Raw genomic sequence first — 21,508 nt, forward strand, 5'->3', positions numbered from 1 at the left:
ATAAGCCATGCCACGTTCTCTCAAGAAAGGTCCCTTCATTGACCTGCACTTGCTGAAGAAGGTAGAGAAAGCGGTGGAAAGCGGAGACAAGAAGCCAATTCGGACTTGGTCCCGTCGTTCAACGGTCTTTCCAAATATGATCGGTTTGACCATCGCTGTCCATAATGGTCGTCAGCACGTTCCCGTTTTTGTAGCCGATGAAATGGTCGGTCACAAACTGGGTGAATTCGCGCCGACCCGTACTTATCGCGGCCATGCGGCCGATAAAAAGGCTAAAAAGCGCTAAGGTAGGAGGAAGAGATGGAAACTATCGCTAAACATCGCCACGCTCGTTCTTCTGCTCAGAAGGTTCGCTTGGTAGCGGACCTGATTCGCGGTAAGAAAGTGTCGCAAGCTCTGGAAACTCTGGCCTATACCAACAAGAAAGCTGCTGGTTTGGTTAAGAAGGTACTAGAGTCTGCCATTGCTAACGCAGAACACAACGATGGCGCTGACATCGATGATCTGAAAGTCACGAAGATCTTCGTAGACGAAGGCCCTAGCATGAAGCGCATTATGCCGCGTGCAAAAGGTCGTGCAGATCGCATCCTGAAGCGCACCAGCCACATTACTGTGGTTGTGTCCGATCGCTGAGACTCTGGAGACTAGCAATGGGTCAGAAAGTACATCCTAATGGTATTCGACTAGGTATTGTCAAAGCTTGGAACTCTACCTGGTACGCAAATACCAAAGAATTCGCTGACAACCTGGACGGCGACTTTAAAGTTCGCCAATTCCTGACTAAGGAATTAGCGAAAGCTTCCGTTTCTCGCATCGTTATCGAGCGTCCAGCGAAGAGCATCCGTGTGACTATTCACACCGCTCGTCCTGGCATCGTTATCGGCAAGAAAGGTGAAGATGTCGAAAAACTGCGTAAGGTCGTAGCGGATATCGCTGGCGTTCCTGCACAGATTAACATCGCCGAAGTCCGTAAACCGGAACTGGACGCAAAATTGGTTGCTGACAGCATCACTTCACAGCTGGAACGTCGTGTTATGTTCCGTCGTGCTATGAAGCGTGCTGTACAGAACGCAATGCGTCTTGGCGCTAAAGGTATCAAAGTTGAAGTAAGCGGCCGCCTTGGCGGTGCTGAAATCGCGCGTACCGAATGGTACCGTGAAGGTCGTGTTCCGTTGCATACACTGCGTGCGGATATCGATTACAACACATCTGAAGCGCACACCACTTATGGTGTAATCGGCGTTAAGGTATGGATCTTCAAAGGTGAGATCTTGGGTGGTATGGCTGCTGTTGAACAACCGGAACCGGCTGCTCAACCTAAAAAGCAGCAGCGTAAAGGCCGCAAGTAAGGAGAATCGCTGATGTTACAACCAAAGCGTACAAAATTCCGTAAGATGCACAAAGGCCGTAACCGTGGCCTTGCGCAAGGTACGGATGTTAGCTTCGGTGAGTTCGGCCTGAAAGCTTGTGGCCGTTGCCGCCTGACGGCTCGTCAAATCGAAGCAGCCCGTCGTGCGATGACACGTGCAATTAAGCGTCAAGGTAAGGTCTGGATCCGTGTATTCCCGGACAAGCCGATCACCGAGAAGCCGCTCGAAGTGCGTATGGGTAAAGGTAAGGGTAACGTAGAGTATTGGGTTGCCCTGATCCAGCCAGGAAAAATGTTGTTTGAAATGGCTGGTGTACCTGAAGAAACTGCTCGCGAAGCATTTAAGCTCGCAGCAGCGAAACTGCCTGTAGGAACCACCTTTGTAACTAAGACGGTGATGTGATGAAAGCACAAGAGCTGCGTGAAAAAAGCGTTGAAGAGCTGAACACTGAGCTGCTCAACCTGCTGCGTGAGCAATTCAATTTGCGCATGCAGGCGGCTAGTGGCCAGCTGCAACAAACTCACCTGTCGAAACAAGTGCGCCGTAATATCGCACGTGTTAAGACTTTACTGACTGAGAAGGCGGGTGCGTAATGACTGAGCAAATCCGTACTCTGCAAGGTCGCGTAGTTAGTGACAAAATGGAGAAATCCATGGTTGTTGCTATCGAACGTGTGGTGAAACACCCTATTTACGGGAAATTCATCCGTCGTACGACGAAATTGCATGTACATGACGAGAACAATGAATGTGGAATCGGTGACGTGGTAGAAATCCGCGAATGCCGTCCACTGTCAAAGACTAAGTCTTGGACGCTTGTTCGCGTTGTAGAGAAAGCGATTCTGTAATAGAGTAGCCAACTCGAACATAATAAACGGCTCAGAAAGTGGGCCGTTTATTTTTTCTACCCATAATTTGGAAGCGGTGTTATAATGCCGCGCCCTCATTAATGGGGCTTTTAAACGACCTATTCTGGGTCCTAAAGTAGTAGTTGACATTAGCGGAGCACTAACATGATCCAAGAACAGACTATGCTGAACGTGGCCGACAACTCCGGTGCACGTCGCGTAATGTGTATCAAGGTTCTAGGTGGCTCGCACCGTCGCTACGCAGGCATCGGCGACATCATCAAGATCACCATCAAGGAAGCAATTCCTCGTGGCAAGGTGAAGAAAGGCGATGTTCTGAAGGCGGTAGTGGTGCGCACCAAGAAGGGTGTACGTCGCCCGGACGGTTCTGTCATTCGCTTCGATGGTAACGCTTGTGTTATTTTAAATAATAACAGCGAGCAGCCAATCGGCACGCGTATTTTTGGGCCGGTAACTCGTGAACTGCGTAATGAGAAGTTCATGAAAATTATCTCTCTGGCACCAGAAGTACTCTAAGGAGCGAACCATGGCAGCGAAAATCCGTCGTGATGACGAAGTTATCGTGCTAACCGGGAAAGACAAAGGTAAGCGCGGTAAAGTAAAGAATGTCCTGTCTGCTGGTAAGGTCATTGTTGAAGGTATCAACCTGGTTAAAAAACATCAGAAGCCGGTTCCGGCCCTGAACCAACCAGGTGGCATTGTTGAAAAAGAAGCTGCAATTCAAGTTTCCAACCTTGCGCTGTTCAACACGACAACCGGTAAGGCTGACCGTGTAGGCTTTAGATTCGAAGACGGCAAAAAAGTCCGTTTCTTTAAATCTAATAGCGAAACTATCAAGTAATTTGGAGTAATACGATGGCGAAACTGCATGATTACTACAAAGACGAGGTGGTCAAACAACTGATGTCTCAGTTTGGCTACAACTCTGTCATGCAAGTCCCTCGGGTCGAGAAGATCACCCTGAACATGGGTGTTGGTGAAGCGATCGCTGACAAGAAACTGCTGGACAATGCAGCAGCTGACTTGGCAGCAATCTCCGGTCAAAAGCCGTTTATCACCAAAGCACGCAAATCTGTTGCAGGCTTCAAAATCCGTCAGGGCTATCCGATCGGCTGTAAAGTAACCCTGCGTGGCGAACGCATGTGGGAATTCTTTGAGCGTCTGATTACCATTGCTGTACCTCGTATCCGTGACTTCCGTGGCTTGTCCGCTAAGTCATTCGATGGTCGTGGTAACTACAGCATGGGTGTGCGCGAGCAGATCATCTTCCCGGAAATCGACTACGATAAAGTCGATCGTGTACGTGGTTTGGATATTACCATTACCACTACTGCGAAATCCGATGATGAAGGCCGTGCATTGTTGGCTGCTTTTAAATTCCCATTCCGCAAGTAAGGTAGGGTTACTGATGGCTAAGCAATCAATGAAAGCACGCGAAGTTGTTCGCGTGAAACTAGCTAACAAATACCGCGCTCAACGCGAGGAATTAAAAGCTATTATCTCTGGTGTGAACTCATCCGACGAAGACCGTTGGAATGCTGTTCTGAAGCTGCAGTCTCTGCCGCGTGATTCCAGCCCGTCCCGTCAGCGTAACCGCTGCAACCAAACTGGTCGTCCGCATGGTTTCCTGCGGAAGTTCGGGTTGAGCCGTATTAAAGTCCGTGAAACCGCAATGCGCGGTGAAATCCCGGGCCTTAAGAAGGCTAGCTGGTAATTGTCACCAATTGAATCACGGGAGTAAAGACAGATGAGCATGCAAGATCCGATCGCGGATATGCTGACCCGTATCCGTAACGGTCAATCCGCAAACAAAGTCGCGGTCACCATGCCTTCCTCCAAGCTGAAAGTGGCAATTGCCAACGTTCTGAAGGAAGAAGGTTTTATTGAAGATTTTAAAATCGAAGGCGACACCAAGCCTGTTCTGGAATTAGCTCTTAAGTATTTCCAGGGTAAGGCAGTGGTAGAAAGCATTCAACGTATCAGCCGTCCAGGTCTGCGCATCTATAAGAAAAAAGATGAGCTGCCAAAAGTTATGGCCGGTTTGGGTATCGCTGTTATTTCTACCTCTAAAGGTGTTATGACCGATCGTGCAGCTCGCCAAGCTGGTCTTGGTGGCGAGATTATCTGCTACGTAGCTTAATTCGGGAGGAAAGAATGTCTCGTGTTGCAAAAGCACCCGTCGTCATTCCTGCCGGCGTAGAGGTAAAACTCAACGGTCAGGTTATTTCGATAAAGGGTAAGAACGGCGAGCTGACTCGTACCGTCCATAGCGCTGTTGAAGTTAAGCAAGAAGAAAATACACTGACTTTCGCTCCACGCGAAGGCGCTGTAGACGGTTGGGCCCAAGCGGGTACCACTCGTGCACTGCTTAACGCAATGGTCGTTGGTGTTACCGAAGGCTTCACTAAGAAGCTTCAATTGGTAGGTGTAGGTTACCGTGCCGCAGTTAAAGGCAACGTGGTGAATTTAGCTTTAGGCTTCTCTCATCCAGTTGACCATGAATTGCCGGCTGGCATCACTGCAGAATGCCCGACCCAAACTGAAATCGTGCTGAAAGGCGCTGATAAGCAGGTGATTGGTCAGGTTGCAGCAGATTTACGTGCCTACCGTCGTCCTGAGCCTTATAAAGGCAAGGGTGTCCGTTACGCCGACGAAGTCGTGCGTACCAAAGAGGCTAAGAAGAAGTAAGGTAACACTATGGATAAGAAAGCAGCTCGTATCCGTCGTGCGACCCGCGCACGCCGCAAGCTCAAAGAACTGGGTGCGACTCGCCTGGTGGTACATCGTACCCCACGCCATATTTACGCGCAGGTTATTGCACCAAACGGTTCAGAAATTTTGGTAGCAGCTTCTACTGTAGAAAAAGCTATCAATGAGCAATTGAAGTACGCCGGCAACAAAGATGCCGCCGCAGCTGTAGGTAAAGCTGTTGCAGAGCGCGCATTGGAAAAAGGGATCACGAAAGTATCCTTTGACCGTTCCGGTTTCCAATATCATGGTCGAGTCCAGGCACTGGCAGATGCTGCCCGTGAAGCTGGCCTTCAGTTCTAAGGTAGAGGTGTAAGATGTCACACATCGAAAAACAAGCTGGCGAACTGCAGGAAAAGCTGATCGCGGTAAACCGCGTATCTAAAACCGTAAAAGGTGGCCGTATTTTCAGCTTTACCGCACTGACAGTAGTTGGTGATGGTAACGGTCGCGTTGGTTTTGGCTACGGCAAAGCACGCGAAGTTCCGGCAGCGATCCAGAAAGCGATGGAAAAAGCCCGTCGCGCTATGATTAATGTTGCTTTGGATAACGGTACTCTGCAGCACCCAGTTAAAGGTGCTCACACAGGTTCTCGTGTATTCATGCAACCAGCTTCTGAAGGTACCGGTATCATCGCCGGTGGTGCAATGCGCGCCGTCTTGGAAGTTGCAGGGGTTCATAACGTATTGGCCAAGGCCTATGGTTCTACTAACCCGATCAACGTGGTTCGTGCAACTATTGCAGCTCTGGAAGATATGAAATCCCCAGAAATGGTCGCTGCCAAGCGTGGTAAGTCCGTCGAAGAAATTCTAGGGAAATAACCATGGCAAAGACTATTAAAGTAACTCAAACAAAAAGCAGTATCGGTCGTTTGCCGAAACATAAGGCAACTCTGATCGGTTTAGGTCTGCGTCGTATTGGTCATACTGTAGAGCGTGAGGATACTCCCGCTGTGCGTGGTATGGTCAACTTGGTTTCCTACATGGTTAAAGTTGAGGAGTAACAGATGCGTTTAAATACTCTGTCTCCGGCTGAAGGTGCCAAGCATGCGCCGAAGCGTGTAGGTCGTGGTATCGGTTCTGGCCTGGGTAAAACTGCTGGTCGTGGTCACAAAGGTCAGAACTCACGTTCTGGCGGTGGCGTACGTCGTGGTTTTGAAGGTGGTCAGATGCCTTTATATCGTCGTTTGCCGAAATTCGGCTTCACCTCTCGCAAAGCTATGATCACGGCAGAAGTTCGTCTGTCTGAACTGGCTTTAGTGGAAGGCGACGTAATCGACCTGAACACGTTGAAAGCCGCTAACGTTGTTGGTACCCAGATTGAGTTCGCGAAAGTTATGCTTTCAGGCGAAATCACTCGTGCGGTAACTCTTCGTGGTCTGCGTGTCACCAAAGGCGCTCGTGCTGCTATCGAAGCTGCTGGCGGTAAAATTGAGGAATAAGTAGCAGATGGCTAAGCAACCAGGATTAGATTTTCAAAGTGCTAAAGGCGGATTAGGCGAACTGAAGCGCAGACTTTTGTTTGTTATCGGTGCGCTTATTGTTTTCCGTATCGGCTCTTTTATTCCGATTCCTGGTATCGATGCCACTGTGCTTGCTAAATTGCTCGAGCAGCAGAGAGGGACCATCATTGAAATGTTTAACATGTTCTCTGGTGGTGCTCTCAGTCGTGCTTCTATCTTTGCCTTGGGTATCATGCCGTATATTTCGGCATCGATTATTATCCAACTGTTAACGGTGGTTCATCCAGCGTTAGCAGAGATAAAGAAAGAAGGGGAGGCTGGCCGTCGTAAGATTAGCCAGTACACCCGTTATGGCACGTTGGTATTGGCTATATTCCAATCGATCGGTATTGCTACCGGTCTGCCGAATATGCCTGGGATGCAAGGTCTGGTAATCAATCCAGGCTTTGCTTTCTACTTTACCGCTGTTGTTAGCTTGGTCACTGGGACTATGTTCCTGATGTGGCTGGGCGAACAGATTACTGAGCGTGGTATCGGTAACGGTATTTCAATCATAATCTTTGCTGGTATTGTTGCTGGTCTTCCACCTGCAATAGCCCATACCATCGAGCAAGCTCGGCAAGGCGACCTGCACTTCCTCCTGTTGCTGTTGGTTGCAGTATTAGTGTTTGCAGTAACCTTCTTCGTTGTTTTCATTGAACGTGGTCAGCGTCGTATCGTCGTTAACTATGCTAAACGTCAACAAGGTCGTCGTGTTTATGCAGCACAGAGCACACACTTACCGTTGAAAGTGAATATGGCTGGGGTTATTCCAGCAATCTTTGCTTCCAGCATAATTCTGTTCCCTGCCACGATTGCATCATGGTTTGGGGGCGGGACAGGTTGGAACTGGCTGACGACTATTTCGATGTATTTGCAGCCGGGACAGCCGCTTTATGTGTTACTCTATGCGTCTGCAATCATCTTCTTCTGTTTCTTCTACACGGCGTTAGTGTTTAACCCGCGTGAAACAGCAGATAACCTGAAGAAGTCCGGTGCATTCGTGCCAGGAATTCGTCCGGGAGAGCAAACGGCGAAGTACATCGATAAAGTAATGACGCGTCTAACCTTAATTGGTGCGATGTATATTACTTTCATCTGCCTGATCCCGGAGTTCATGCGTGACGCGATGAAAGTACCATTTTACTTTGGTGGTACCTCCCTACTTATCGTAGTGGTGGTCATCATGGACTTTATGGCTCAAGTGCAAACTCTGATGATGTCTAGTCAATACGAGTCTGCATTGAAGAAAGCAAACCTGAAAGGCTATAACCGCTAATTCAGGGATGTTTGAGAAGTTACGGAGAGTAAAAATGAAAGTTCGTGCTTCCGTCAAGAAATTATGTCGTAACTGCAAAATTGTTAAGCGTAACGGTGTCGTTCGCGTAATCTGCAGTGCCGAACCAAAGCATAAACAGCGTCAAGGCTGATTTATCTTGCATATTTTTCTTGCAAAGTTGGGTTGAGCTGGCTAGATTAGCCAGCCAATCTTTTGTATGTGACTGCAATACTATTTGAGTATCCTGAAAACGGGCTTTTCAGAATGGTATTGCTGTATAAAATAGTAGGAGTGCATAGTGGCCCGTATAGCAGGCATTAACATTCCTGATCAGAAACATACCGTAATCGCGTTAACTGCGATCTACGGCATCGGTAAAACCCGTTCACAGGCTATCTGTGTTGCTGCGGGTATTGCTGAAAATGTTAAGATCAGTGAGCTGTCTGAAGAGCAAATCGAGAAGCTGCGTGACGAAGTTGCCAAGTACGTTGTAGAAGGTGATCTGCGTCGTGAGGTGACCCTGAGCATCAAGCGTCTGATGGACCTTGGGACTTATCGTGGTTTGCGTCATCGTCGTGGTCTACCAGTTCGCGGTCAGCGTACTAAGACCAACGCACGTACCCGTAAGGGTCCGCGTAAACCGATCAAGAAATAATCGGGGTGATTGAATAATGGCAAAGGCACCTATTCGTGCACGCAAGCGTGTAAGAAAGACAGTCTCTGACGGTGTGGCTCATATCCATGCTTCTTTCAACAACACCATCGTTACTATTACAGATCGTCAAGGTAACGCATTGGGTTGGGCAACAGCAGGTGGTTCCGGTTTCCGTGGATCTCGTAAGTCTACTCCGTTTGCAGCGCAAGTTGCAGCAGAGCGCTGCGCTGACGCAGTGAAAGAATACGGTATCAAGAATCTGGAAGTTATGGTTAAAGGACCTGGTCCGGGCCGTGAGTCTACTATCCGTGCGTTAAACGCGGCTGGTTTCCGCATCACTAATATTACTGATGTGACTCCGATCCCTCATAACGGTTGTCGTCCGCCGAAAAAGCGCCGCGTATAACGCTGCTTTTAGGTTTGTTGGAGAGAGAAAATGGCAAGATATTTGGGTCCTAAGCTCAAGCTGAGCCGTCGTGAGGGCACAGACCTGTTCCTTAAGTCTGGCGTTCGCGCGATTGACACCAAGTGTAAGATTGAACAACCACCTGGCCAGCACGGTGCGCGTAAACCGCGTCTGTCTGACTACGGTGTGCAGTTACGTGAGAAACAAAAAGTTCGCCGTATCTATGGTGTTCTAGAACGTCAATTCCGTAACTACTATAAAGAAGCAGCACGTCTGAAAGGCAACACAGGTGCAAACCTGTTGCAACTGCTGGAAGGTCGTCTGGATAACGTAGTTTACCGTATGGGCTTTGGCGCAACTCGTGCTGAATCACGTCAGCTGGTTAGTCATAAAGCTATCATGGTAAATGGTCGCGTTGTTAACATCGCTTCTTATCAGGTATCTCCGAATGACGTAGTCAGCATCCGTGAGAAAGCTAAAAAGCAGTCTCGTGTTAAGGCAGCTTTGGAGCTGGCTGAGCAGCGTGAAAAGCCGACTTGGCTGGAAGTTGATGCTGTCAAGATGGAAGGTGTGTTCAAACGTATTCCTGAACGTACTGATCTGTCTGCGGACATTAACGAACACCTGATCGTCGAGCTTTACTCCAAGTAAAGCTTAGTACCAAAGAGAGGACACAATGCAGGGTTCTGTGACAGAGTTTCTAAAACCGCGCCTGGTAGATATCGAGCAAGTCAGTTCGACGCACGCCAAGGTGACCCTTGAGCCGTTAGAGCGTGGCTTTGGCCATACTCTCGGCAACGCACTGCGCCGTATTCTGCTTTCATCTATGCCGGGTTGCGCGGTGACCGAGGTTGAGATTGATGGTGTACTGCATGAGTACAGCACCAAAGAAGGCGTACAGGAAGATATCCTGGAGATCCTGCTCAACCTGAAAGGGCTGGCGGTGAGAGTTCAGGGTAAAGATGAAGTTATTCTTACCCTGAATAAGTCTGGCATTGGCCCTGTGACTGCAGCCGATATCACCCATGACGGGGATGTCGAAATCGTCAAGCCGCAGCACGTTATCTGCCACCTGACCGATGAGAACGCATCTATTAGTATGCGTATCAAAGTTCAACGTGGTCGTGGTTATGTGCCGGCTTCTGCCCGAATTCATTCGGAAGAAGATGAGCGCCCGATTGGTCGTCTGTTAGTAGACGCATGCTATAGCCCTGTAGAGCGTATTGCCTACAATGTTGAAGCAGCGCGTGTAGAACAGCGTACCGACCTGGACAAGTTGGTTATCGAGATGGAAACCAATGGTACGATCGATCCTGAAGAGGCGATCCGCCGTGCGGCAACTATCTTGGCTGAACAGCTTGAAGCTTTCGTTGATTTACGAGATGTACGTCAGCCGGAAGTTAAAGAAGAGAAGCCAGAGTTCGATCCGATCCTGCTGCGCCCTGTTGACGATCTGGAATTGACTGTCCGCTCTGCTAACTGCCTCAAGGCAGAAGCTATCCACTACATCGGTGATCTGGTACAGCGTACCGAGGTTGAGTTGCTGAAAACGCCGAACCTGGGTAAAAAATCTCTTACTGAGATTAAAGACGTGCTTGCTTCACGTGGTCTTTCTTTAGGCATGCGCCTAGAAAATTGGCCACCAGCTAGCATTGCTGACGAGTAACCGGATCACAGGTTAAGGTTTTACTGAGAAGGATAAGGTCATGCGCCATCGTAAGAGTGGTCGTCAACTGAACCGTAACAGCAGCCATCGCCAGGCTATGTTCCGTAACATGGCCGGCTCTTTGGTTCGTCATGAGATAATCAAGACGACCCTGCCGAAAGCGAAAGAGCTGCGTCGCGTTGTTGAGCCGCTGATTACTCTTGCCAAGACCGACAGCGTAGCTAATCGTCGTCTGGCATTCGCCCGTACTCGTGATAACGAGATCGTGGCAAAACTGTTTAACGAGCTAGGCCCGCGTTTCGCGAGCCGCGCCGGTGGTTACACTCGCATTCTGAAGTGTGGCTTCCGTGCAGGCGACAACGCACCGATGGCTTACATCGAGTTAGTTGATCGTGCTGCATCGCAAGCAGAAGTAGTTGCTGCAGAGTAATCTGTAAACGCGTAAAAAAACCGGGCTTGCCCGGTTTTTTTACGTCTACAATATCAGTGATATGCGTTTATCCTTCCCATATATTGCCAATCCTCTCTTATTATTTTGCTACCGATCCTTTAACCTTAACTATTCTTCGATTTTATAAAGTCTGATCTCTTGGTCGTGATATGGAATTAATTGATGAATGGGCGGAACGACGCATTATTGATGCTCAGCAAAAGGGCGAACTCGATAATCTGTCAGGCAGCGGTAAACCACTACAGCTAGATGATGACTCCCTAGTTCCTCTTGATTTGAGAGCAGGTTACAGATTACTGAGAAATGCAGGGTACCTCCCCGTTGAATTGCAGGATCGTCAAGAAGCGCTTACTGTCGCCGAATTGTTGTCACAGATAGATATGCAGCACGATAACTACCAGAATTTACATAAGCGCTTGGCATTATTGGAACTGAGATTGAGACAAGCAGGGTTTAGCACTGACTTTCTCCATCAGGAGTACCAACATAAAATGGTCGATAAACTGTCAAAAGAGGAGTAACTAAATGTTAAAAATTGGGCAACTCGCTAAACTGGCTGATGTTACACCAGATACTATTCGCTACTATGAGAAACAAGGAATGATGGATCATGGCAAACGGACAGAAGGTGGTTACCGACTGTATAGTGAACAAGATTTACAGCGTTTACGTTTTATCCGCTATGCGAAGCAGCTCGGGTTTACATTAGAAACTATCGCCGAATTACTGTCGATTCGTGTCGATCCTGAACATCATACCTGCCAGGAATCAAAAGCAATTGTGGATTCTCGATTACATGATGTGGAAAGTAAGATAACTGAGTTTAAAAGAATGCGTGAATCACTAAAACGCCTTAGTAATGCCTGCTGCGGAAGTACTCATGCAACGACTTATTGTTCTATTCTGGAAGCACTGGAACAAGGGGCGACTGAAGAACCCGCTAAAGACTAAATTTTAGGTGGGTAGTTTAAATCAGCTTACATTAGCAGTATTATGCGTAGGATTTTTAATCAATAAATTTATCAGTGAGGTTTTATTATGGCGGTATATCGACATACCAAGGGGAAAATTAAGGATAATGCGCTAGAAGCATTACTCCATGACCCACTTTTCAGGCAACGTATCGAGCAGAACAGTAAAGGAAAAGGAAGTTATCGGCGTAAAGAAAAATACGCAAAAGGTGGTAACTGGGAGGCCAGTGGTAAGCAATCAATAGATTCATTACCACTGGTCTTCTGATTTGAAAGCAGTAAAAAGCCATCATATGATGGCTTTTACGGTTATCAAAACTGAACTTACTTTGATTGCTGCGCTTTCAGTAAATCACGAATCTCGGCTAACAGCTTTTCTTCTGTTGTTGGTGCTGGCGGTGCTGCAGGCTCTTCCGCTTTTTCACGGCGCATTTTATTCATTAGTTTCACTGCAGAAAATATAGCGAGTGCCACAATAACAAAATCGAAAATGCTCTGAATGAATGTACCGTAGTTCATTACTACAGCAGGTATAGTCCCTTCAGCAGCACGTAATATGAAATGGAATTGCTTGAAGTCGACCCCCCCAAGCAATAAGCCAAGTGGCGGCATGATGATGTCGGCAACAAGTGAAGAAACAATTCTGCCAAATGCGGCACCAATAATTACCCCGACTGCCAAATCGACCACATTGCCACGCATGGCAAATTCACGAAATTCCTTCATAAAACTCATAAATGACACCCCCTTTAAAAATGAATGACTTAATCTTAGCTAAATAAAACTCGGTAGAACCATAATTATAGAAAATTTTCCCACTATCTACGGAAATAGTTTTAATTTATAAATGGGTTCGAACTAGTTAATTATTAATAATTACAGGAAGAATGGGCTTGGTTGGAACAAACGCTCCACATCGGGCACGAATTTCTTGTGAGTAATAAACATCACTACGTGGTCACCCTGTTTAATTATGGAGTTGCTGTTGGCAATGATAACCTCATCCCCACGTACAATTGCCCCAATGGTAGTACCTGGTGGTAACTTTATATCCTCAACCATTCGGCCAACAACTTTTGATGTGGTTTCATCACCGTGGGCAATTGCTTCGATTGCCTCAGCAACACCTCGCCTTAATGAAGAAACACTGACAATATCCGCTTTACGGACATGACCTAAAAGGGCTGAAATAGTGGCCTGCTGTGGTGAGATGACAATATCAATAACGCTTCCTTGAACCAGATCGACATAGGCGCTACGTTGGATTAATACCATTGCCTTTTTTGCGCCCATCCGTTTTGCCAGCATCGCGGACATAATATTGGCTTCATCGTCATTGGTAATGGCAATAAAGACATCGACCTGTTCAATATGCTCTTCTGCCAGCAGTTCCTGGTCTGACGCATCGCCATAAAATACGATAGTATCGTGTAACATCTCGGCTAATTCGGCGGCTCGCTGCGGGTTACGCTCAATTAATTTTACACTGTAATCTTTTTCTAATCGTAGGGCTAAACCGGCTCCGACATTACCACCGCCAACAATCATAATGCGCTTATAGGGTTTTTCAAGACGTTGTAACTCACTCATTACAGCGCGGATATGCTGTGAGGCAGCAACAAAGAAGACTTCATCACCTGCTTCAATGATAGTTGAGCCCTGTGGACGAATTGGTCGGTCTTGACGAAAGATTGCTGCCACTCTGGTATCAATATGAGGCATATGTTCACGCAGAGAGGATAATGCATTCCCCACCAATGGGCCGCCATAATAGGCTTTTACCGCCGCAATACTGACCTTACCTTCAGCAAAATTAACTACCTGTAATGCACCAGGATATTCGATTAGTTTATAGATATTATCGATAACTAGCTGTTCCGGTGATATCAAATGGTCAATGGGTACCGCTTCTGGCAGAAAAAGCTTATCAGCTTCACGAATATATTCAGCCGAACGGATACGTGCGATGCGATTTGGTGTATTAAATAGTGAATACGCAATTTGGCAGGCAACCATATTGGTTTCATCAGAATTGGTCACTGCAACCAACATATCGGCATCTTCAGCCCCCGCTTCCCGCAAGACTCTCGGATGCGATCCATGCCCTTGTACTACACGCAGATCAAATTTATCTTGCAACTGGCGTAGGCGGCCAGAGTCAACATCCACAACGGTGATATCGTTGTTCTCGCCTACCAGATTTTCTGCCAGGGTTCCGCCAACTTGCCCCGCCCCAAGAATAATTATTTTCATAGCGTTCTCTGTTCCACACTGAAATTAGGTTTTGAGGCATAGCCAAAGCCACGATTATCTTTTGATTAACTTCGCATAAAAGAAACCATCGCCATCCTCAGGGTGTGGCAAGTTTTGTTTACCGGGAGTCGCGTTAGTACCAGTTTCAACCAATTCTGCTTCACAATGTCGTTGCAGGAAAGCGGCTATCTGTTGCTGATTCTCTTGCGGCAATATCGAACAAGTAGCATAAACCATTACGCCACCTTTCTTCAGTCTAGGCCAGATAGCTTCAATGATCTCAGATTGTAATTCTGCCAGATCGGCAATATCACTGTCTCGGCGCAACCATTTGATATCAGGGTGGCGACGAATCACACCGGTGGCAGAGCAAGGTGCATCTAGCAGAATACGATCAAATTGCTGATCGTCACACCATGCATCCGGGGTTCGACCATCGCCGACTCGCACCACTGCATGTAATTTCAGACGTTGTAAATTTTCCTTAACCCGGCTGAGCCGTTGTTCATCAATATCCACAGCTAATACATGTGCTTTTGGCGCAGCTTCGAGGATGTGTGTTGTTTTACCGCCCGGAGCGGCACATAAATCAAGGATCTGTTCACCATTTTGCGGATCAAGTAGATCAACACAACCTTGGGCTGAAGCATCTTGCACTGTTACCCAGCCTTGTTCGAAACCAGGCAGATCATTGACGGCGCACGGGGCAATAAGCCGTACTGCGTCGGGATAAAAGGCATGAGGTTCTGCATCTATCTCCGCTTGCATTAACAGCTCGAGATATTCACCGCGGGTATGATGGAGACGATTTACCCGAAGCCACATTGGTGGCTTTTGGTTATTCGCGTCCACAATCTGCTGCCATTGTTCTGGATAGGCTTGCTTAATACGCGCTAATAACCAGCTAGGATGCAGGTAACGGCTATCACTATTTGCAGCGCGCTCCAGTAATTCCACTTGCTGACGTTGGAATTGACGTAGTACACCGTTGATCAACCCTTTTAGTTGCGGACGTTTCAGCGCAGTGGCACCTTCAACCGTTTCGGCTAAAGCAGCATGTGGCGGAATCCGGGTATAAACCAACTGGTATAGCCCGATCATAATCAGGTAGTGAAAAACACGCTGTTTACCGGTCATTGGGCGCGCCATCAACTGCTGGATACACCACTCTAGCTGTGGTAGAACACGCAAAGTGCCAAAACACAACTCCTGTAGCAATGCGCGGTCTTTATCGGAAATATTTTTCTGTAGCCCAGGCAAAACGGTACTGAGCGATTGCCCCTGATCCAATACCTGGCTAATTGCTTTAGCAGCGATGCTGCGGAGATTATATGTGTTTTTCATAACCAAAAAAGCCGACAAACGTCAGCAAATAAAGGGAAAGTGGCCCGATGATGAAGTATCGGGCGATGAAACCTACATCCGTCATCTTTCAAGTTGCAGGGGTGTTGGCTGATCTCGTTACTTGACCATCTCTGGACCGGCCTTCCTGCATCTTGACATCTATTAGGTATATAGCTGTAGCTGCTGAGTTATTATGCTAGTTGACTACCGGGCGCAAACCATTCGCGACGTGAATTTAATAAGTCAGCTGCGGACATGGCTTTCTTGCCGGCTGGTTGCAGTTGCGTGATATTTAAAACGCCATCTGCGGTAGCCACTTGGATCCCATGTTTATCTGCATGAATGATGGTTCCGGGCTTGGTATTATCTACTTTAGGGAGTACCTGTGCCTGCCAGACCTTGATGAGCTGTTCATCAACGACAAAATAGCTAACTGGCCAAGGATTAAAAGCACGAATACAGCGTTCTAACTGAGCCGCAGAAAGTGACCAATCTAATTTGGCCTCCTCTTTACTTAGCTTTTCTGCATAAGTGGCTTGTGCTTCATTTTGTACTTCCGGCTGTGCACTGCCTTGCGCTAATTGCTGCAATGTTATCAATAAGCCCTGAGGCCCTAATTGCGCCAGCTTATCGTACATTGTCGCACTGGTATCATCCGGCTGAATGTCACATTCAATTTTATGTAGCATATCTCCGGTGTCTAGCCCAACATCCATTTGCATGATTGTTACCCCAGTTTTTGCATCACCGGCCCATACTGAACGTTGGATAGGCGCAGCACCACGCCAGCGTGGTAATAGGGAACCATGGACGTTAATACAGCCTAATCGCGGCATTGCCAAAACAGATGCAGGCAAAATCAGACCATAGGCAACTACGACCATAATATCAGCATTCAGATCAGCCACGAGATGTTGGTTCTCCTCGGGTCGTAGCGATTTCGGCTGAAAAACGGGAATACTTTGTTGTTCTGCCAATACCTTCACTGGGCTCGGGGTCAGTTTATTACCTCGGCCAGCGGGACGGTCCGGTTGAGTGAAAACACCAACAATCTGATGTTGGGAAGACAACAGCGCGCCAAGATGGCGCGCTGCAAAATCAGGCGTTCCTGCAAAAATAATCCGCAAAGAGTCAGACACGTTGGTTTCCTGCATTAGATGGGGTTAGTCGGCTCGGGCATTTAACTTGGCCATTTTCTCCAACTTTTGGCGGATACGCTGACGTTTCAGCGGCGATAAATAGTCCACAAACAGTTTGCCAACCAAATGGTCCATTTCGTGCTGAATACAGATTGCTAATAAATCATCCGCTTCCAGTTCGAACGGTTTACCATCACGGTCCAGCGCTCTGATTTTTACTTTTTCAGCGCGAGGGACTAATGCCCGTTGCTCAGGAATTGATAAGCAACCTTCTTCAATGCCGGTTTCACCGCTTTTCTCCAACAGCTCTGGGTTAATCAACACCAGGCGTTGGTCACGATTTTCCGAAACATCAATCACGATAATTTGTTTATGAACATCCACTTGGGTTGCGGCAAGGCCAATGCCTTCCTCTGCGTACATGGTCTCGAACATGTCGTCCACAATACGCTGGATTTCGCCATTGACTTCTTTTACCGGCGCAGCAATTTTGCGCAGCCGCTCATCTGGGTAATGTAATACTTGTAATACTGACATAAATATCTAGATCTGCGTCCGAGTAGTGAATGATATTCAATCTCTATTCTAGACATTTCCGGCTCTGATTGACAGCATCGTCTACCAATTGAACAAATCGGTGTCAGCATAGAAAGCAAGCCAGGGAGGCAATATGTTAGCGGCTGAATTATGGCTCAGGATGAGCAAGGTTAAGGGATTTGGGGTAGTGAAAAGCAGTGCATTGGTCAGACGGTTACTTGTCCGTGGTGATGTCCACCCCGGCAGATTGGCTGCTTACGGATTGGATGCTCAGCAATGCCAGCAGTTTTATCAAGTAGATCCCCGCTATATTGAGGCCAGTTTAACTTGGCTGAGTCAGCCTTCTCACCACTTATTAGCCTACGGTGAGCCAAGCTATCCACCCCGTTTGGCTCATATCTCTGCCGCTCCTCTGGTGCTGTTTGTTTCTGGCGAGCTCGATGTGTTGTATCGCTCTCAGATTGCCATGGTGGGTAGCCGTCATTTCAGCCACTATGGTGAGCAGTGGGGCTGTTACTTTGCTTCAGAACTGGCTCGAACGGGGTTGGTTATCACCAGTGGTCTGGCAATTGGGATTGATGGGATTTGTCATCAAGCGGCTTTGAATGCTAAAGGAAAGACCATCGCGGTATTAGGTAGCGGGTTGGAGAACATATATCCACGTCGACATCGTCATCTGGCCAAAGACATTGAGTGCCAAGGTGGAGCTCTGGTCTCTGAGTTTTTGACAACAGCATTGCCGGTCGCTGCCCATTTCCCCAGAAGGAATCGTATTATCAGTGGGCTAAGTTCTGCTGTATTAGTGGTTGAAGCTACGCTGAAAAGTGGCTCTTTGATTACTGCCCGCTATGCTATAGAGCAAGGGAGAGATGTTTTTGCTTTACCGGGGCCATTAGGGAGTGCAACCAGCGAAGGTGTGCACTGGCTGATTCAACAAGGCGCATATCTGGCGAGGTCAGCACAAGAGATAGCTACACAAGTGGGCGGTTCACTTCAATGGATATCATTGCCCGGGAAAGTAACTATTTCTGCATCAGAGGAGCAAGTTGAATTGCCATTTGCTGATGTGTTGGCTAACGTAGGAGATGAGGTGACACCCGTTGATGTCGTCGCCGAACGTGCCGGCCAACCTGTGCCAGATATCGTCAGCAAATTGCTTGAGCTGGAGTTAGCAGGGTGGATCGCAGCTGTACCCGGCGGCTATGTCCGATTAAGGAGGGCAGGCCATGTTCGACGTTTTAATTTACTTATTTGAAACTTATATGCATAACGAGTCGGAAATGCTTGTTGATCAAGACAAAATTACTGACGATCTTGCTGACGCAGGTTTCTATCGTGAGGATATCAACAACGCCCTGAACTGGTTAGAGGCTCTCGCAGACCTACAAGAAGGGCAGAAAGCACCTTATCTTTATGCTGCGGATCCGCAAGCATTGCGGATTTATACGGCGGAAGAAGCCCAACGTCTGGATACCACTTGTCGCGGCTTCATCCTATTTCTTGAGCAAATTCAGGTGTTACATCTTGATACCCGTGAGATGGTCATCGACCGTATTATGGCGTTGGACTCTAATGAGATTGACTTGGAGGATCTCAAATGGGTTGTGCTGATGGTGCTGTTTAACATTCCGGGTTATGAAAGTGCCTATCAGCAGATGGAAGAGCTACTTTTTGAAGTCAATGAAGGTTATTTGCACTAAGTGGTAGTATCGCTGGCTAATAACCTTATATAGAAGGCGTTATGACGAAAACAGTTATTGCCAAGGATAATGGGTCGTGTCCTGAATGTGGATCGGCTTTAGTCATTCGTAGTGGGGGTCATGGCCCATTCCTTGGTTGTTCACATTATCCCGGCTGCCAGTACATGCGCCCGTTGAAAGCGCAATCTGATGGGCATATCGTGAAAGTTCTTGAAGGACAATATTGCCCTGAATGCGGTTCAGAAATGGTGTTACGGCAAGGGCGTTTTGGTATGTTTATTGGTTGTAGCCAATATCCACAATGTGATCATACTGAAGTTATTGATAAGCCTGATGAAACAGCGATTGATTGCCCACAATGTGGCCAAGGCAAGTTACTACAGCGCAAGTCCCGGTTTGGAAAGATCTTCCACGCCTGCAATCGCTATCCCGATTGCCAGTTTACAATTAATCAGCAACCCATTGCCGGAGAGTGTGCGTATTGCCACTATTCCTTGTTAATGGAAAAGAGAACCGCGCAAGGCGTAAAACGTTTTTGCGCTAGCAAGTTATGTGGGAAGGCAGTGGTAAGTGAGTAATAACAGCGTGAATAAACAAGAAAATAGTGGTGCTCTGTCAGATGTATTGCGGGCTTTGCAACAAGAAGAGGTCATCGCTTATCCAACAGAAGCCGTTTTTGGTTTAGGTTGTGACCCTGATAGTGAAAAAGCAGTAAATGCTTTATTAGCTTTAAAACAGCGGCCATGGCAAAAAGGTTTGATCTTAATCGCCGCTAACTATGAGCAGTTGAAGCCATATATTGATGACTCAATGCTGAATACAGCGCAACAGGAAATGCTCTTCTCCTGTTGGCCTGGGCCGGTAACATGGGTTATTCCAGCGCGCGCTAAGACACCGCGTTGGTTAACAGGCAGTTTTAGCTCATTGGCTGTAAGGGTGAGTGACCACCCACTGGTACAGCAGCTTTGCTCGCAATATGGCAAGCCACTGGTTTCAACCAGTGCCAACTTAAGCGGTCACGAGCCATGCCGTACAGAAACTGAAGTGAGAATGCAATTTGGCCCTTTTCTCCCAGTGCTCTCTGGCGAGGTGGGTGGTCGTTTGAATCCATCTGAAATAAGAGATGCGTTAACCGGTAAGCAATTTCGCCAAGGATAGAAAGTAGCATGGATCAGAATTTCGCAGTGTTTGGTAACCCCATTGGGCACAGTAAGTCGCCAAGGATTCATGCGCTTTTTGCCGAGCAGACAGGTATAGAGCATCAATACGGTATGGTATTAGCCGCTCATGGCGCTTTTGAGGAAACGTTAACGTCGTTTTTTGCAGATGGTGCATTAGGCGCGAACATTACCACGCCGTTTAAAGAGCGCGCTTATGCCAAATGTGATGAACTAACCGATCGTGCGTCACTGGCAGGTGCTGTCAATACTATCAAGCAATTAGAAGACGGGCGCTTGTTAGGTGATAATACGGACGGTATTGGTTTGCTCAGTGATCTTGAGCGCCAGGGTTTGATCCGAGTCTCTGATCGGATCTTATTGGTGGGCGCGGGGGGGGCTGCGCGCGGTGTGATCTTGCCGTTACTCTCTTATGGATGCACTGTGGTCATCACTAACCGGACTTATAGCCGCGCACAGCAGCTTGCCGAAGTCTTTCATCATTTGGGTGATATCGAGGCTGCCGAAATGCAGGCGCTGAGTGGACAGCAGTTTGACTTAATCATAAATGCTACCGCTGCTGGAATTCATGGCGAAGTACCAAACTTATCTAAAGATATTATGAGTCCTGCAACACGTTGCTATGACATGTTTTATCAAGTGGGGGATACACCATTTTTAGCTTGGGCTAAGCAGTTGGGTGTGGCGAGTTACGCTGATGGCTTAGGGATGCTGGTGGGGCAGGCAGCCCATGCTTTCAAACTTTGGCATGGTGTGATGCCACAGATAACACCGGTGCTAAATAAGTTGCGTGATGAACTGAGTCGATAGAAAGATATTCAATAATGCAGGGAAGGTAATGATTTACTCCCTGCATCTTATGTTACTGCTTATTTAGTTTCTATCAGATAGTCATCTTTCCAGCGTACGTAGTTGCTCGCAGAATAAAGTAGGCCTTCTAATTCTGCCGGCGTTAAAGGGCGAACTTGTCTGGCTGGGCTCCCCATATAGAGGTAACCACTGACTAATCGTTTACCTGGGGAAACCAGACTCCCCGCGCCAATCATCACATCATCTTCGATAACTGCACCATCTAACAAAATAGACCCCATCCCCACCAGTACCCGATTGCCAATAGTACAACCGTGGAGCATCGCTTTATGGCCAACAGTAACGTCTTCACCAATAACTAGGGGGTTCCCTTCAGGATTATGCTCTGAATGATGGGTTACGTGTAACACACTACCATCTTGAATATTTGAACGAGCGCCAATGACGACCTGATTAACATCACCACGAATAGCAACCAACGGCCAGACACTGACATCATCACCCAAAATGACATTACCAATGATCACGCTCGATCCATCGATCATCACGCGTTTACCAAGAGTAGGTGAATAATGAAGATAAGGGCGGATAGGGTCGGACATAGCAATAGCCTCTCAATAAGATCACACTTT

37 protein-coding genes are annotated in these 21,508 nt (G+C 47.6%); 31 read left to right on the top strand and 6 right to left on the bottom strand.

What is annotated here, in order from left to right; all coding sequences use genetic code 11:
- Positions 1 to 7: 7 nt before the first annotated feature.
- The 26 genes from rpsS to V1953_RS01395 all read left to right on the top strand — a co-directional run bounded on the left by rpsS (position 8) and on the right by V1953_RS01395 (position 12,183).
- Positions 8 to 286 carry a 30S ribosomal protein S19 gene (rpsS, locus tag V1953_RS01270; protein WP_032818077.1) on the top strand — a complete coding sequence of 93 codons (279 nt, stop codon included), beginning with the start codon at positions 8 to 10 and terminating at the stop codon, positions 284 to 286.
- Between the two features lie 14 nt (positions 287 to 300).
- Positions 301 to 633: a 50S ribosomal protein L22 gene (rplV, locus tag V1953_RS01275; RefSeq protein ID WP_004391423.1), complete on the top strand. Its 333-nt coding sequence runs from the start codon at positions 301 to 303 to the stop codon at positions 631 to 633.
- Positions 634 to 650: 17 nt separating this feature from the next.
- Positions 651 to 1,349 (top strand): 30S ribosomal protein S3, encoded by a 699-nt coding sequence (rpsC, locus tag V1953_RS01280; protein ID WP_083161167.1) that lies wholly within the window; start codon positions 651 to 653, stop codon positions 1,347 to 1,349.
- A 12-nt stretch (positions 1,350 to 1,361) separates the two neighbouring features.
- Complete coding sequence (gene rplP, locus V1953_RS01285) at positions 1,362 to 1,772, top strand: 50S ribosomal protein L16 (RefSeq protein ID WP_038242806.1); 411 nt, start codon at positions 1,362 to 1,364, stop codon at positions 1,770 to 1,772.
- Positions 1,772 to 1,963, top strand: coding sequence for a 50S ribosomal protein L29 (gene rpmC, locus V1953_RS01290; protein ID WP_005159843.1), 192 nt, complete (start codon positions 1,772 to 1,774; stop codon positions 1,961 to 1,963). Before rplP ends, rpmC begins: the two co-directional genes overlap by 1 nt.
- On the top strand, positions 1,963 to 2,217 hold the full coding sequence (rpsQ, locus tag V1953_RS01295; protein WP_032820219.1) for a 30S ribosomal protein S17: 255 nt from the start codon (positions 1,963 to 1,965) through the stop codon (positions 2,215 to 2,217). Before rpmC ends, rpsQ begins: the two co-directional genes overlap by 1 nt.
- A gap of 165 nt (positions 2,218 to 2,382) precedes the next feature.
- Positions 2,383 to 2,754 carry a 50S ribosomal protein L14 gene (gene rplN / locus V1953_RS01300; RefSeq protein ID WP_002213325.1) on the top strand — a complete coding sequence of 124 codons (372 nt, stop codon included), beginning with the start codon at positions 2,383 to 2,385 and terminating at the stop codon, positions 2,752 to 2,754.
- A gap of 10 nt (positions 2,755 to 2,764) precedes the next feature.
- The gene (rplX, locus tag V1953_RS01305; RefSeq protein WP_049612315.1) at positions 2,765 to 3,079 is read left to right on the top strand and encodes a 50S ribosomal protein L24; all 315 of its coding nucleotides are present in this window, start codon (positions 2,765 to 2,767) and stop codon (positions 3,077 to 3,079) included.
- Between the two features lie 14 nt (positions 3,080 to 3,093).
- Entirely contained in the window at positions 3,094 to 3,633 is a 540-nt protein-coding gene (gene rplE, locus V1953_RS01310; RefSeq protein ID WP_004391419.1) for a 50S ribosomal protein L5, read from the top strand.
- A gap of 13 nt (positions 3,634 to 3,646) precedes the next feature.
- Entirely contained in the window at positions 3,647 to 3,952 is a 306-nt protein-coding gene (rpsN, locus tag V1953_RS01315) for a 30S ribosomal protein S14 (protein ID WP_004391418.1), read from the top strand.
- Between the two features lie 33 nt (positions 3,953 to 3,985).
- On the top strand, positions 3,986 to 4,378 hold the full coding sequence (gene rpsH, locus V1953_RS01320; RefSeq protein WP_032820216.1) for a 30S ribosomal protein S8: 393 nt from the start codon (positions 3,986 to 3,988) through the stop codon (positions 4,376 to 4,378).
- Positions 4,379 to 4,392: 14 nt separating this feature from the next.
- Entirely contained in the window at positions 4,393 to 4,926 is a 534-nt protein-coding gene (gene rplF, locus V1953_RS01325) for a 50S ribosomal protein L6 (RefSeq protein WP_004391415.1), read from the top strand.
- Between the two features lie 9 nt (positions 4,927 to 4,935).
- Positions 4,936 to 5,289, top strand: a complete 354-nt coding sequence (rplR, locus tag V1953_RS01330; protein WP_004391413.1) for a 50S ribosomal protein L18 — start codon at positions 4,936 to 4,938, stop codon at positions 5,287 to 5,289.
- Between the two features lie 14 nt (positions 5,290 to 5,303).
- Positions 5,304 to 5,807, top strand: a complete 504-nt coding sequence (rpsE, locus tag V1953_RS01335; protein ID WP_004391412.1) for a 30S ribosomal protein S5 — start codon at positions 5,304 to 5,306, stop codon at positions 5,805 to 5,807.
- A gap of 2 nt (positions 5,808 to 5,809) precedes the next feature.
- Complete coding sequence (rpmD, locus tag V1953_RS01340) at positions 5,810 to 5,989, top strand: 50S ribosomal protein L30 (protein WP_002213339.1); 180 nt, start codon at positions 5,810 to 5,812, stop codon at positions 5,987 to 5,989.
- A 3-nt stretch (positions 5,990 to 5,992) separates the two neighbouring features.
- Complete coding sequence (rplO, locus tag V1953_RS01345; protein WP_004391411.1) at positions 5,993 to 6,427, top strand: 50S ribosomal protein L15; 435 nt, start codon at positions 5,993 to 5,995, stop codon at positions 6,425 to 6,427.
- A gap of 7 nt (positions 6,428 to 6,434) precedes the next feature.
- Positions 6,435 to 7,766: a preprotein translocase subunit SecY gene (secY, locus tag V1953_RS01350; protein ID WP_002213344.1), complete on the top strand. Its 1,332-nt coding sequence runs from the start codon at positions 6,435 to 6,437 to the stop codon at positions 7,764 to 7,766.
- A gap of 34 nt (positions 7,767 to 7,800) precedes the next feature.
- Complete coding sequence (gene rpmJ, locus V1953_RS01355; RefSeq protein WP_002227352.1) at positions 7,801 to 7,917, top strand: 50S ribosomal protein L36; 117 nt, start codon at positions 7,801 to 7,803, stop codon at positions 7,915 to 7,917.
- A 147-nt stretch (positions 7,918 to 8,064) separates the two neighbouring features.
- Positions 8,065 to 8,421: a 30S ribosomal protein S13 gene (gene rpsM / locus V1953_RS01360; protein WP_004702348.1), complete on the top strand. Its 357-nt coding sequence runs from the start codon at positions 8,065 to 8,067 to the stop codon at positions 8,419 to 8,421.
- Between the two features lie 16 nt (positions 8,422 to 8,437).
- Entirely contained in the window at positions 8,438 to 8,827 is a 390-nt protein-coding gene (gene rpsK, locus V1953_RS01365) for a 30S ribosomal protein S11 (RefSeq protein WP_004709234.1), read from the top strand.
- A gap of 30 nt (positions 8,828 to 8,857) precedes the next feature.
- Positions 8,858 to 9,478: a 30S ribosomal protein S4 gene (gene rpsD, locus V1953_RS01370; protein ID WP_002218949.1), complete on the top strand. Its 621-nt coding sequence runs from the start codon at positions 8,858 to 8,860 to the stop codon at positions 9,476 to 9,478.
- A 25-nt stretch (positions 9,479 to 9,503) separates the two neighbouring features.
- A complete protein-coding gene (locus V1953_RS01375; RefSeq protein ID WP_002438685.1) occupies positions 9,504 to 10,493 on the top strand; it encodes a DNA-directed RNA polymerase subunit alpha in 990 nt (329 codons plus the stop codon).
- Between the two features lie 40 nt (positions 10,494 to 10,533).
- Complete coding sequence (gene rplQ / locus V1953_RS01380; RefSeq protein ID WP_004391407.1) at positions 10,534 to 10,923, top strand: 50S ribosomal protein L17; 390 nt, start codon at positions 10,534 to 10,536, stop codon at positions 10,921 to 10,923.
- 170 nt (positions 10,924 to 11,093) lie between these two features.
- Positions 11,094 to 11,465 carry a DnaJ family domain-containing protein gene (locus tag V1953_RS01385; protein ID WP_442847472.1) on the top strand — a complete coding sequence of 124 codons (372 nt, stop codon included), beginning with the start codon at positions 11,094 to 11,096 and terminating at the stop codon, positions 11,463 to 11,465.
- Between the two features lie 4 nt (positions 11,466 to 11,469).
- Entirely contained in the window at positions 11,470 to 11,895 is a 426-nt protein-coding gene (zntR, locus tag V1953_RS01390; protein WP_420070861.1) for a Zn(2+)-responsive transcriptional regulator, read from the top strand.
- 87 nt (positions 11,896 to 11,982) lie between these two features.
- Entirely contained in the window at positions 11,983 to 12,183 is a 201-nt protein-coding gene (locus V1953_RS01395; RefSeq protein ID WP_083161161.1) for an alternative ribosome-rescue factor A, read from the top strand.
- Positions 12,184 to 12,239: 56 nt separating this feature from the next.
- Here V1953_RS01395 and mscL read toward each other — a convergent pair whose 3' ends face one another.
- The 5 genes from mscL to def form a co-directional block, all read right to left on the bottom strand.
- Complete coding sequence (gene mscL, locus V1953_RS01400) at positions 12,240 to 12,650, bottom strand: large-conductance mechanosensitive channel protein MscL (RefSeq protein ID WP_032906607.1); 411 nt, start codon at positions 12,648 to 12,650, stop codon at positions 12,240 to 12,242.
- Positions 12,651 to 12,791: 141 nt separating this feature from the next.
- Positions 12,792 to 14,168 (bottom strand): Trk system potassium transporter TrkA, encoded by a 1,377-nt coding sequence (gene trkA / locus V1953_RS01405; RefSeq protein WP_083161159.1) that lies wholly within the window; start codon positions 14,166 to 14,168, stop codon positions 12,792 to 12,794.
- A 54-nt stretch (positions 14,169 to 14,222) separates the two neighbouring features.
- Positions 14,223 to 15,512 (bottom strand): 16S rRNA (cytosine(967)-C(5))-methyltransferase RsmB, encoded by a 1,290-nt coding sequence (rsmB, locus tag V1953_RS01410; protein WP_442850579.1) that lies wholly within the window; start codon positions 15,510 to 15,512, stop codon positions 14,223 to 14,225.
- 191 nt (positions 15,513 to 15,703) lie between these two features.
- Positions 15,704 to 16,651, bottom strand: coding sequence for a methionyl-tRNA formyltransferase (gene fmt / locus V1953_RS01415; RefSeq protein WP_083161155.1), 948 nt, complete (start codon positions 16,649 to 16,651; stop codon positions 15,704 to 15,706).
- 24 nt (positions 16,652 to 16,675) lie between these two features.
- Positions 16,676 to 17,188, bottom strand: a complete 513-nt coding sequence (gene def / locus V1953_RS01420; protein WP_083161153.1) for a peptide deformylase — start codon at positions 17,186 to 17,188, stop codon at positions 16,676 to 16,678.
- A 133-nt stretch (positions 17,189 to 17,321) separates the two neighbouring features.
- On the opposite strand from def, the gene dprA reads away from it, so the two are divergent.
- From dprA to aroE, 5 genes are read left to right on the top strand one after another with little or no spacing between them, the layout of a single operon-like run.
- Positions 17,322 to 18,443 carry a DNA-protecting protein DprA gene (dprA, locus tag V1953_RS01425; RefSeq protein ID WP_083161151.1) on the top strand — a complete coding sequence of 374 codons (1,122 nt, stop codon included), beginning with the start codon at positions 17,322 to 17,324 and terminating at the stop codon, positions 18,441 to 18,443.
- Entirely contained in the window at positions 18,415 to 18,888 is a 474-nt protein-coding gene (locus V1953_RS01430) for a DUF494 family protein (RefSeq protein WP_032906609.1), read from the top strand. Before dprA ends, V1953_RS01430 begins: the two co-directional genes overlap by 29 nt.
- 41 nt (positions 18,889 to 18,929) lie before the next feature.
- Positions 18,930 to 19,466, top strand: a complete 537-nt coding sequence (locus tag V1953_RS01435) for a DNA topoisomerase family protein (protein WP_083161149.1) — start codon at positions 18,930 to 18,932, stop codon at positions 19,464 to 19,466.
- A gap of 7 nt (positions 19,467 to 19,473) precedes the next feature.
- On the top strand, positions 19,474 to 20,046 hold the full coding sequence (gene tsaC, locus V1953_RS01440; RefSeq protein ID WP_083163935.1) for an L-threonylcarbamoyladenylate synthase type 1 TsaC: 573 nt from the start codon (positions 19,474 to 19,476) through the stop codon (positions 20,044 to 20,046).
- A gap of 8 nt (positions 20,047 to 20,054) precedes the next feature.
- On the top strand, positions 20,055 to 20,876 hold the full coding sequence (aroE, locus tag V1953_RS01445; protein ID WP_372560356.1) for a shikimate dehydrogenase: 822 nt from the start codon (positions 20,055 to 20,057) through the stop codon (positions 20,874 to 20,876).
- Positions 20,877 to 20,935: 59 nt separating this feature from the next.
- On the opposite strand, the gene V1953_RS01450 is transcribed toward aroE, so the two are convergent.
- The gene (locus tag V1953_RS01450; RefSeq protein WP_442850580.1) at positions 20,936 to 21,478 is read right to left on the bottom strand and encodes a gamma carbonic anhydrase family protein; all 543 of its coding nucleotides are present in this window, start codon (positions 21,476 to 21,478) and stop codon (positions 20,936 to 20,938) included.
- Positions 21,479 to 21,508 lie beyond the last annotated feature (30 nt).

Origin of the sequence: Yersinia sp. 2541 StPb PI (genome assembly GCF_052217145.1) — a bacterium.
Taxonomy (GTDB): Bacteria; Pseudomonadota; Gammaproteobacteria; order Enterobacterales; family Enterobacteriaceae; genus Yersinia; species Yersinia enterocolitica_E.

Bases quoted from the DNA above. Each gene is read 5' to 3' on its own strand.
- rplX (WP_049612315.1), top strand. From the start codon at position 2,765: ATGGCAGCGAAAATCCGTCGTGATGACGAAGTTATCGTGCTAACCGGG.
- aroE (WP_372560356.1), top strand. From the start codon at position 20,055: ATGGATCAGAATTTCGCAGTGTTTGGTAACCCCATTGGGCACAGTAAG.
- rplO (WP_004391411.1), top strand. From the start codon at position 5,993: ATGCGTTTAAATACTCTGTCTCCGGCTGAAGGTGCCAAGCATGCGCCG.
- V1953_RS01435 (WP_083161149.1), top strand. From the start codon at position 18,930: ATGACGAAAACAGTTATTGCCAAGGATAATGGGTCGTGTCCTGAATGT.
- V1953_RS01395 (WP_083161161.1), top strand. From the start codon at position 11,983: ATGGCGGTATATCGACATACCAAGGGGAAAATTAAGGATAATGCGCTA.
- rpmD (WP_002213339.1), top strand. From the start codon at position 5,810: ATGGCAAAGACTATTAAAGTAACTCAAACAAAAAGCAGTATCGGTCGT.
- V1953_RS01430 (WP_032906609.1), top strand. From the start codon at position 18,415: ATGTTCGACGTTTTAATTTACTTATTTGAAACTTATATGCATAACGAG.
- secY (WP_002213344.1), top strand. From the start codon at position 6,435: ATGGCTAAGCAACCAGGATTAGATTTTCAAAGTGCTAAAGGCGGATTA.
- rpsC (WP_083161167.1), top strand. From the start codon at position 651: ATGGGTCAGAAAGTACATCCTAATGGTATTCGACTAGGTATTGTCAAA.
- rpmC (WP_005159843.1), top strand. From the start codon at position 1,772: ATGAAAGCACAAGAGCTGCGTGAAAAAAGCGTTGAAGAGCTGAACACT.
- V1953_RS01385 (WP_442847472.1), top strand. From the start codon at position 11,094: ATGGAATTAATTGATGAATGGGCGGAACGACGCATTATTGATGCTCAG.
- rplP (WP_038242806.1), top strand. From the start codon at position 1,362: ATGTTACAACCAAAGCGTACAAAATTCCGTAAGATGCACAAAGGCCGT.
- rpsQ (WP_032820219.1), top strand. From the start codon at position 1,963: ATGACTGAGCAAATCCGTACTCTGCAAGGTCGCGTAGTTAGTGACAAA.
- V1953_RS01450 (WP_442850580.1), bottom strand. From the start codon at position 21,478: ATGTCCGACCCTATCCGCCCTTATCTTCATTATTCACCTACTCTTGGT.
- rplN (WP_002213325.1), top strand. From the start codon at position 2,383: ATGATCCAAGAACAGACTATGCTGAACGTGGCCGACAACTCCGGTGCA.
- rplR (WP_004391413.1), top strand. From the start codon at position 4,936: ATGGATAAGAAAGCAGCTCGTATCCGTCGTGCGACCCGCGCACGCCGC.
- rplE (WP_004391419.1), top strand. From the start codon at position 3,094: ATGGCGAAACTGCATGATTACTACAAAGACGAGGTGGTCAAACAACTG.
- dprA (WP_083161151.1), top strand. From the start codon at position 17,322: ATGTTAGCGGCTGAATTATGGCTCAGGATGAGCAAGGTTAAGGGATTT.
- rpsD (WP_002218949.1), top strand. From the start codon at position 8,858: ATGGCAAGATATTTGGGTCCTAAGCTCAAGCTGAGCCGTCGTGAGGGC.
- rpsK (WP_004709234.1), top strand. From the start codon at position 8,438: ATGGCAAAGGCACCTATTCGTGCACGCAAGCGTGTAAGAAAGACAGTC.
- trkA (WP_083161159.1), bottom strand. From the start codon at position 14,168: ATGAAAATAATTATTCTTGGGGCGGGGCAAGTTGGCGGAACCCTGGCA.
- rpsS (WP_032818077.1), top strand. From the start codon at position 8: ATGCCACGTTCTCTCAAGAAAGGTCCCTTCATTGACCTGCACTTGCTG.
- mscL (WP_032906607.1), bottom strand. From the start codon at position 12,650: ATGAGTTTTATGAAGGAATTTCGTGAATTTGCCATGCGTGGCAATGTG.
- rplV (WP_004391423.1), top strand. From the start codon at position 301: ATGGAAACTATCGCTAAACATCGCCACGCTCGTTCTTCTGCTCAGAAG.
- rplQ (WP_004391407.1), top strand. From the start codon at position 10,534: ATGCGCCATCGTAAGAGTGGTCGTCAACTGAACCGTAACAGCAGCCAT.
- rpsN (WP_004391418.1), top strand. From the start codon at position 3,647: ATGGCTAAGCAATCAATGAAAGCACGCGAAGTTGTTCGCGTGAAACTA.
- rpmJ (WP_002227352.1), top strand. From the start codon at position 7,801: ATGAAAGTTCGTGCTTCCGTCAAGAAATTATGTCGTAACTGCAAAATT.
- rsmB (WP_442850579.1), bottom strand. From the start codon at position 15,512: ATGAAAAACACATATAATCTCCGCAGCATCGCTGCTAAAGCAATTAGC.
- rplF (WP_004391415.1), top strand. From the start codon at position 4,393: ATGTCTCGTGTTGCAAAAGCACCCGTCGTCATTCCTGCCGGCGTAGAG.
- V1953_RS01375 (WP_002438685.1), top strand. From the start codon at position 9,504: ATGCAGGGTTCTGTGACAGAGTTTCTAAAACCGCGCCTGGTAGATATC.
- zntR (WP_420070861.1), top strand. From the start codon at position 11,470: ATGTTAAAAATTGGGCAACTCGCTAAACTGGCTGATGTTACACCAGAT.
- def (WP_083161153.1), bottom strand. From the start codon at position 17,188: ATGTCAGTATTACAAGTATTACATTACCCAGATGAGCGGCTGCGCAAA.
- rpsH (WP_032820216.1), top strand. From the start codon at position 3,986: ATGAGCATGCAAGATCCGATCGCGGATATGCTGACCCGTATCCGTAAC.
- rpsE (WP_004391412.1), top strand. From the start codon at position 5,304: ATGTCACACATCGAAAAACAAGCTGGCGAACTGCAGGAAAAGCTGATC.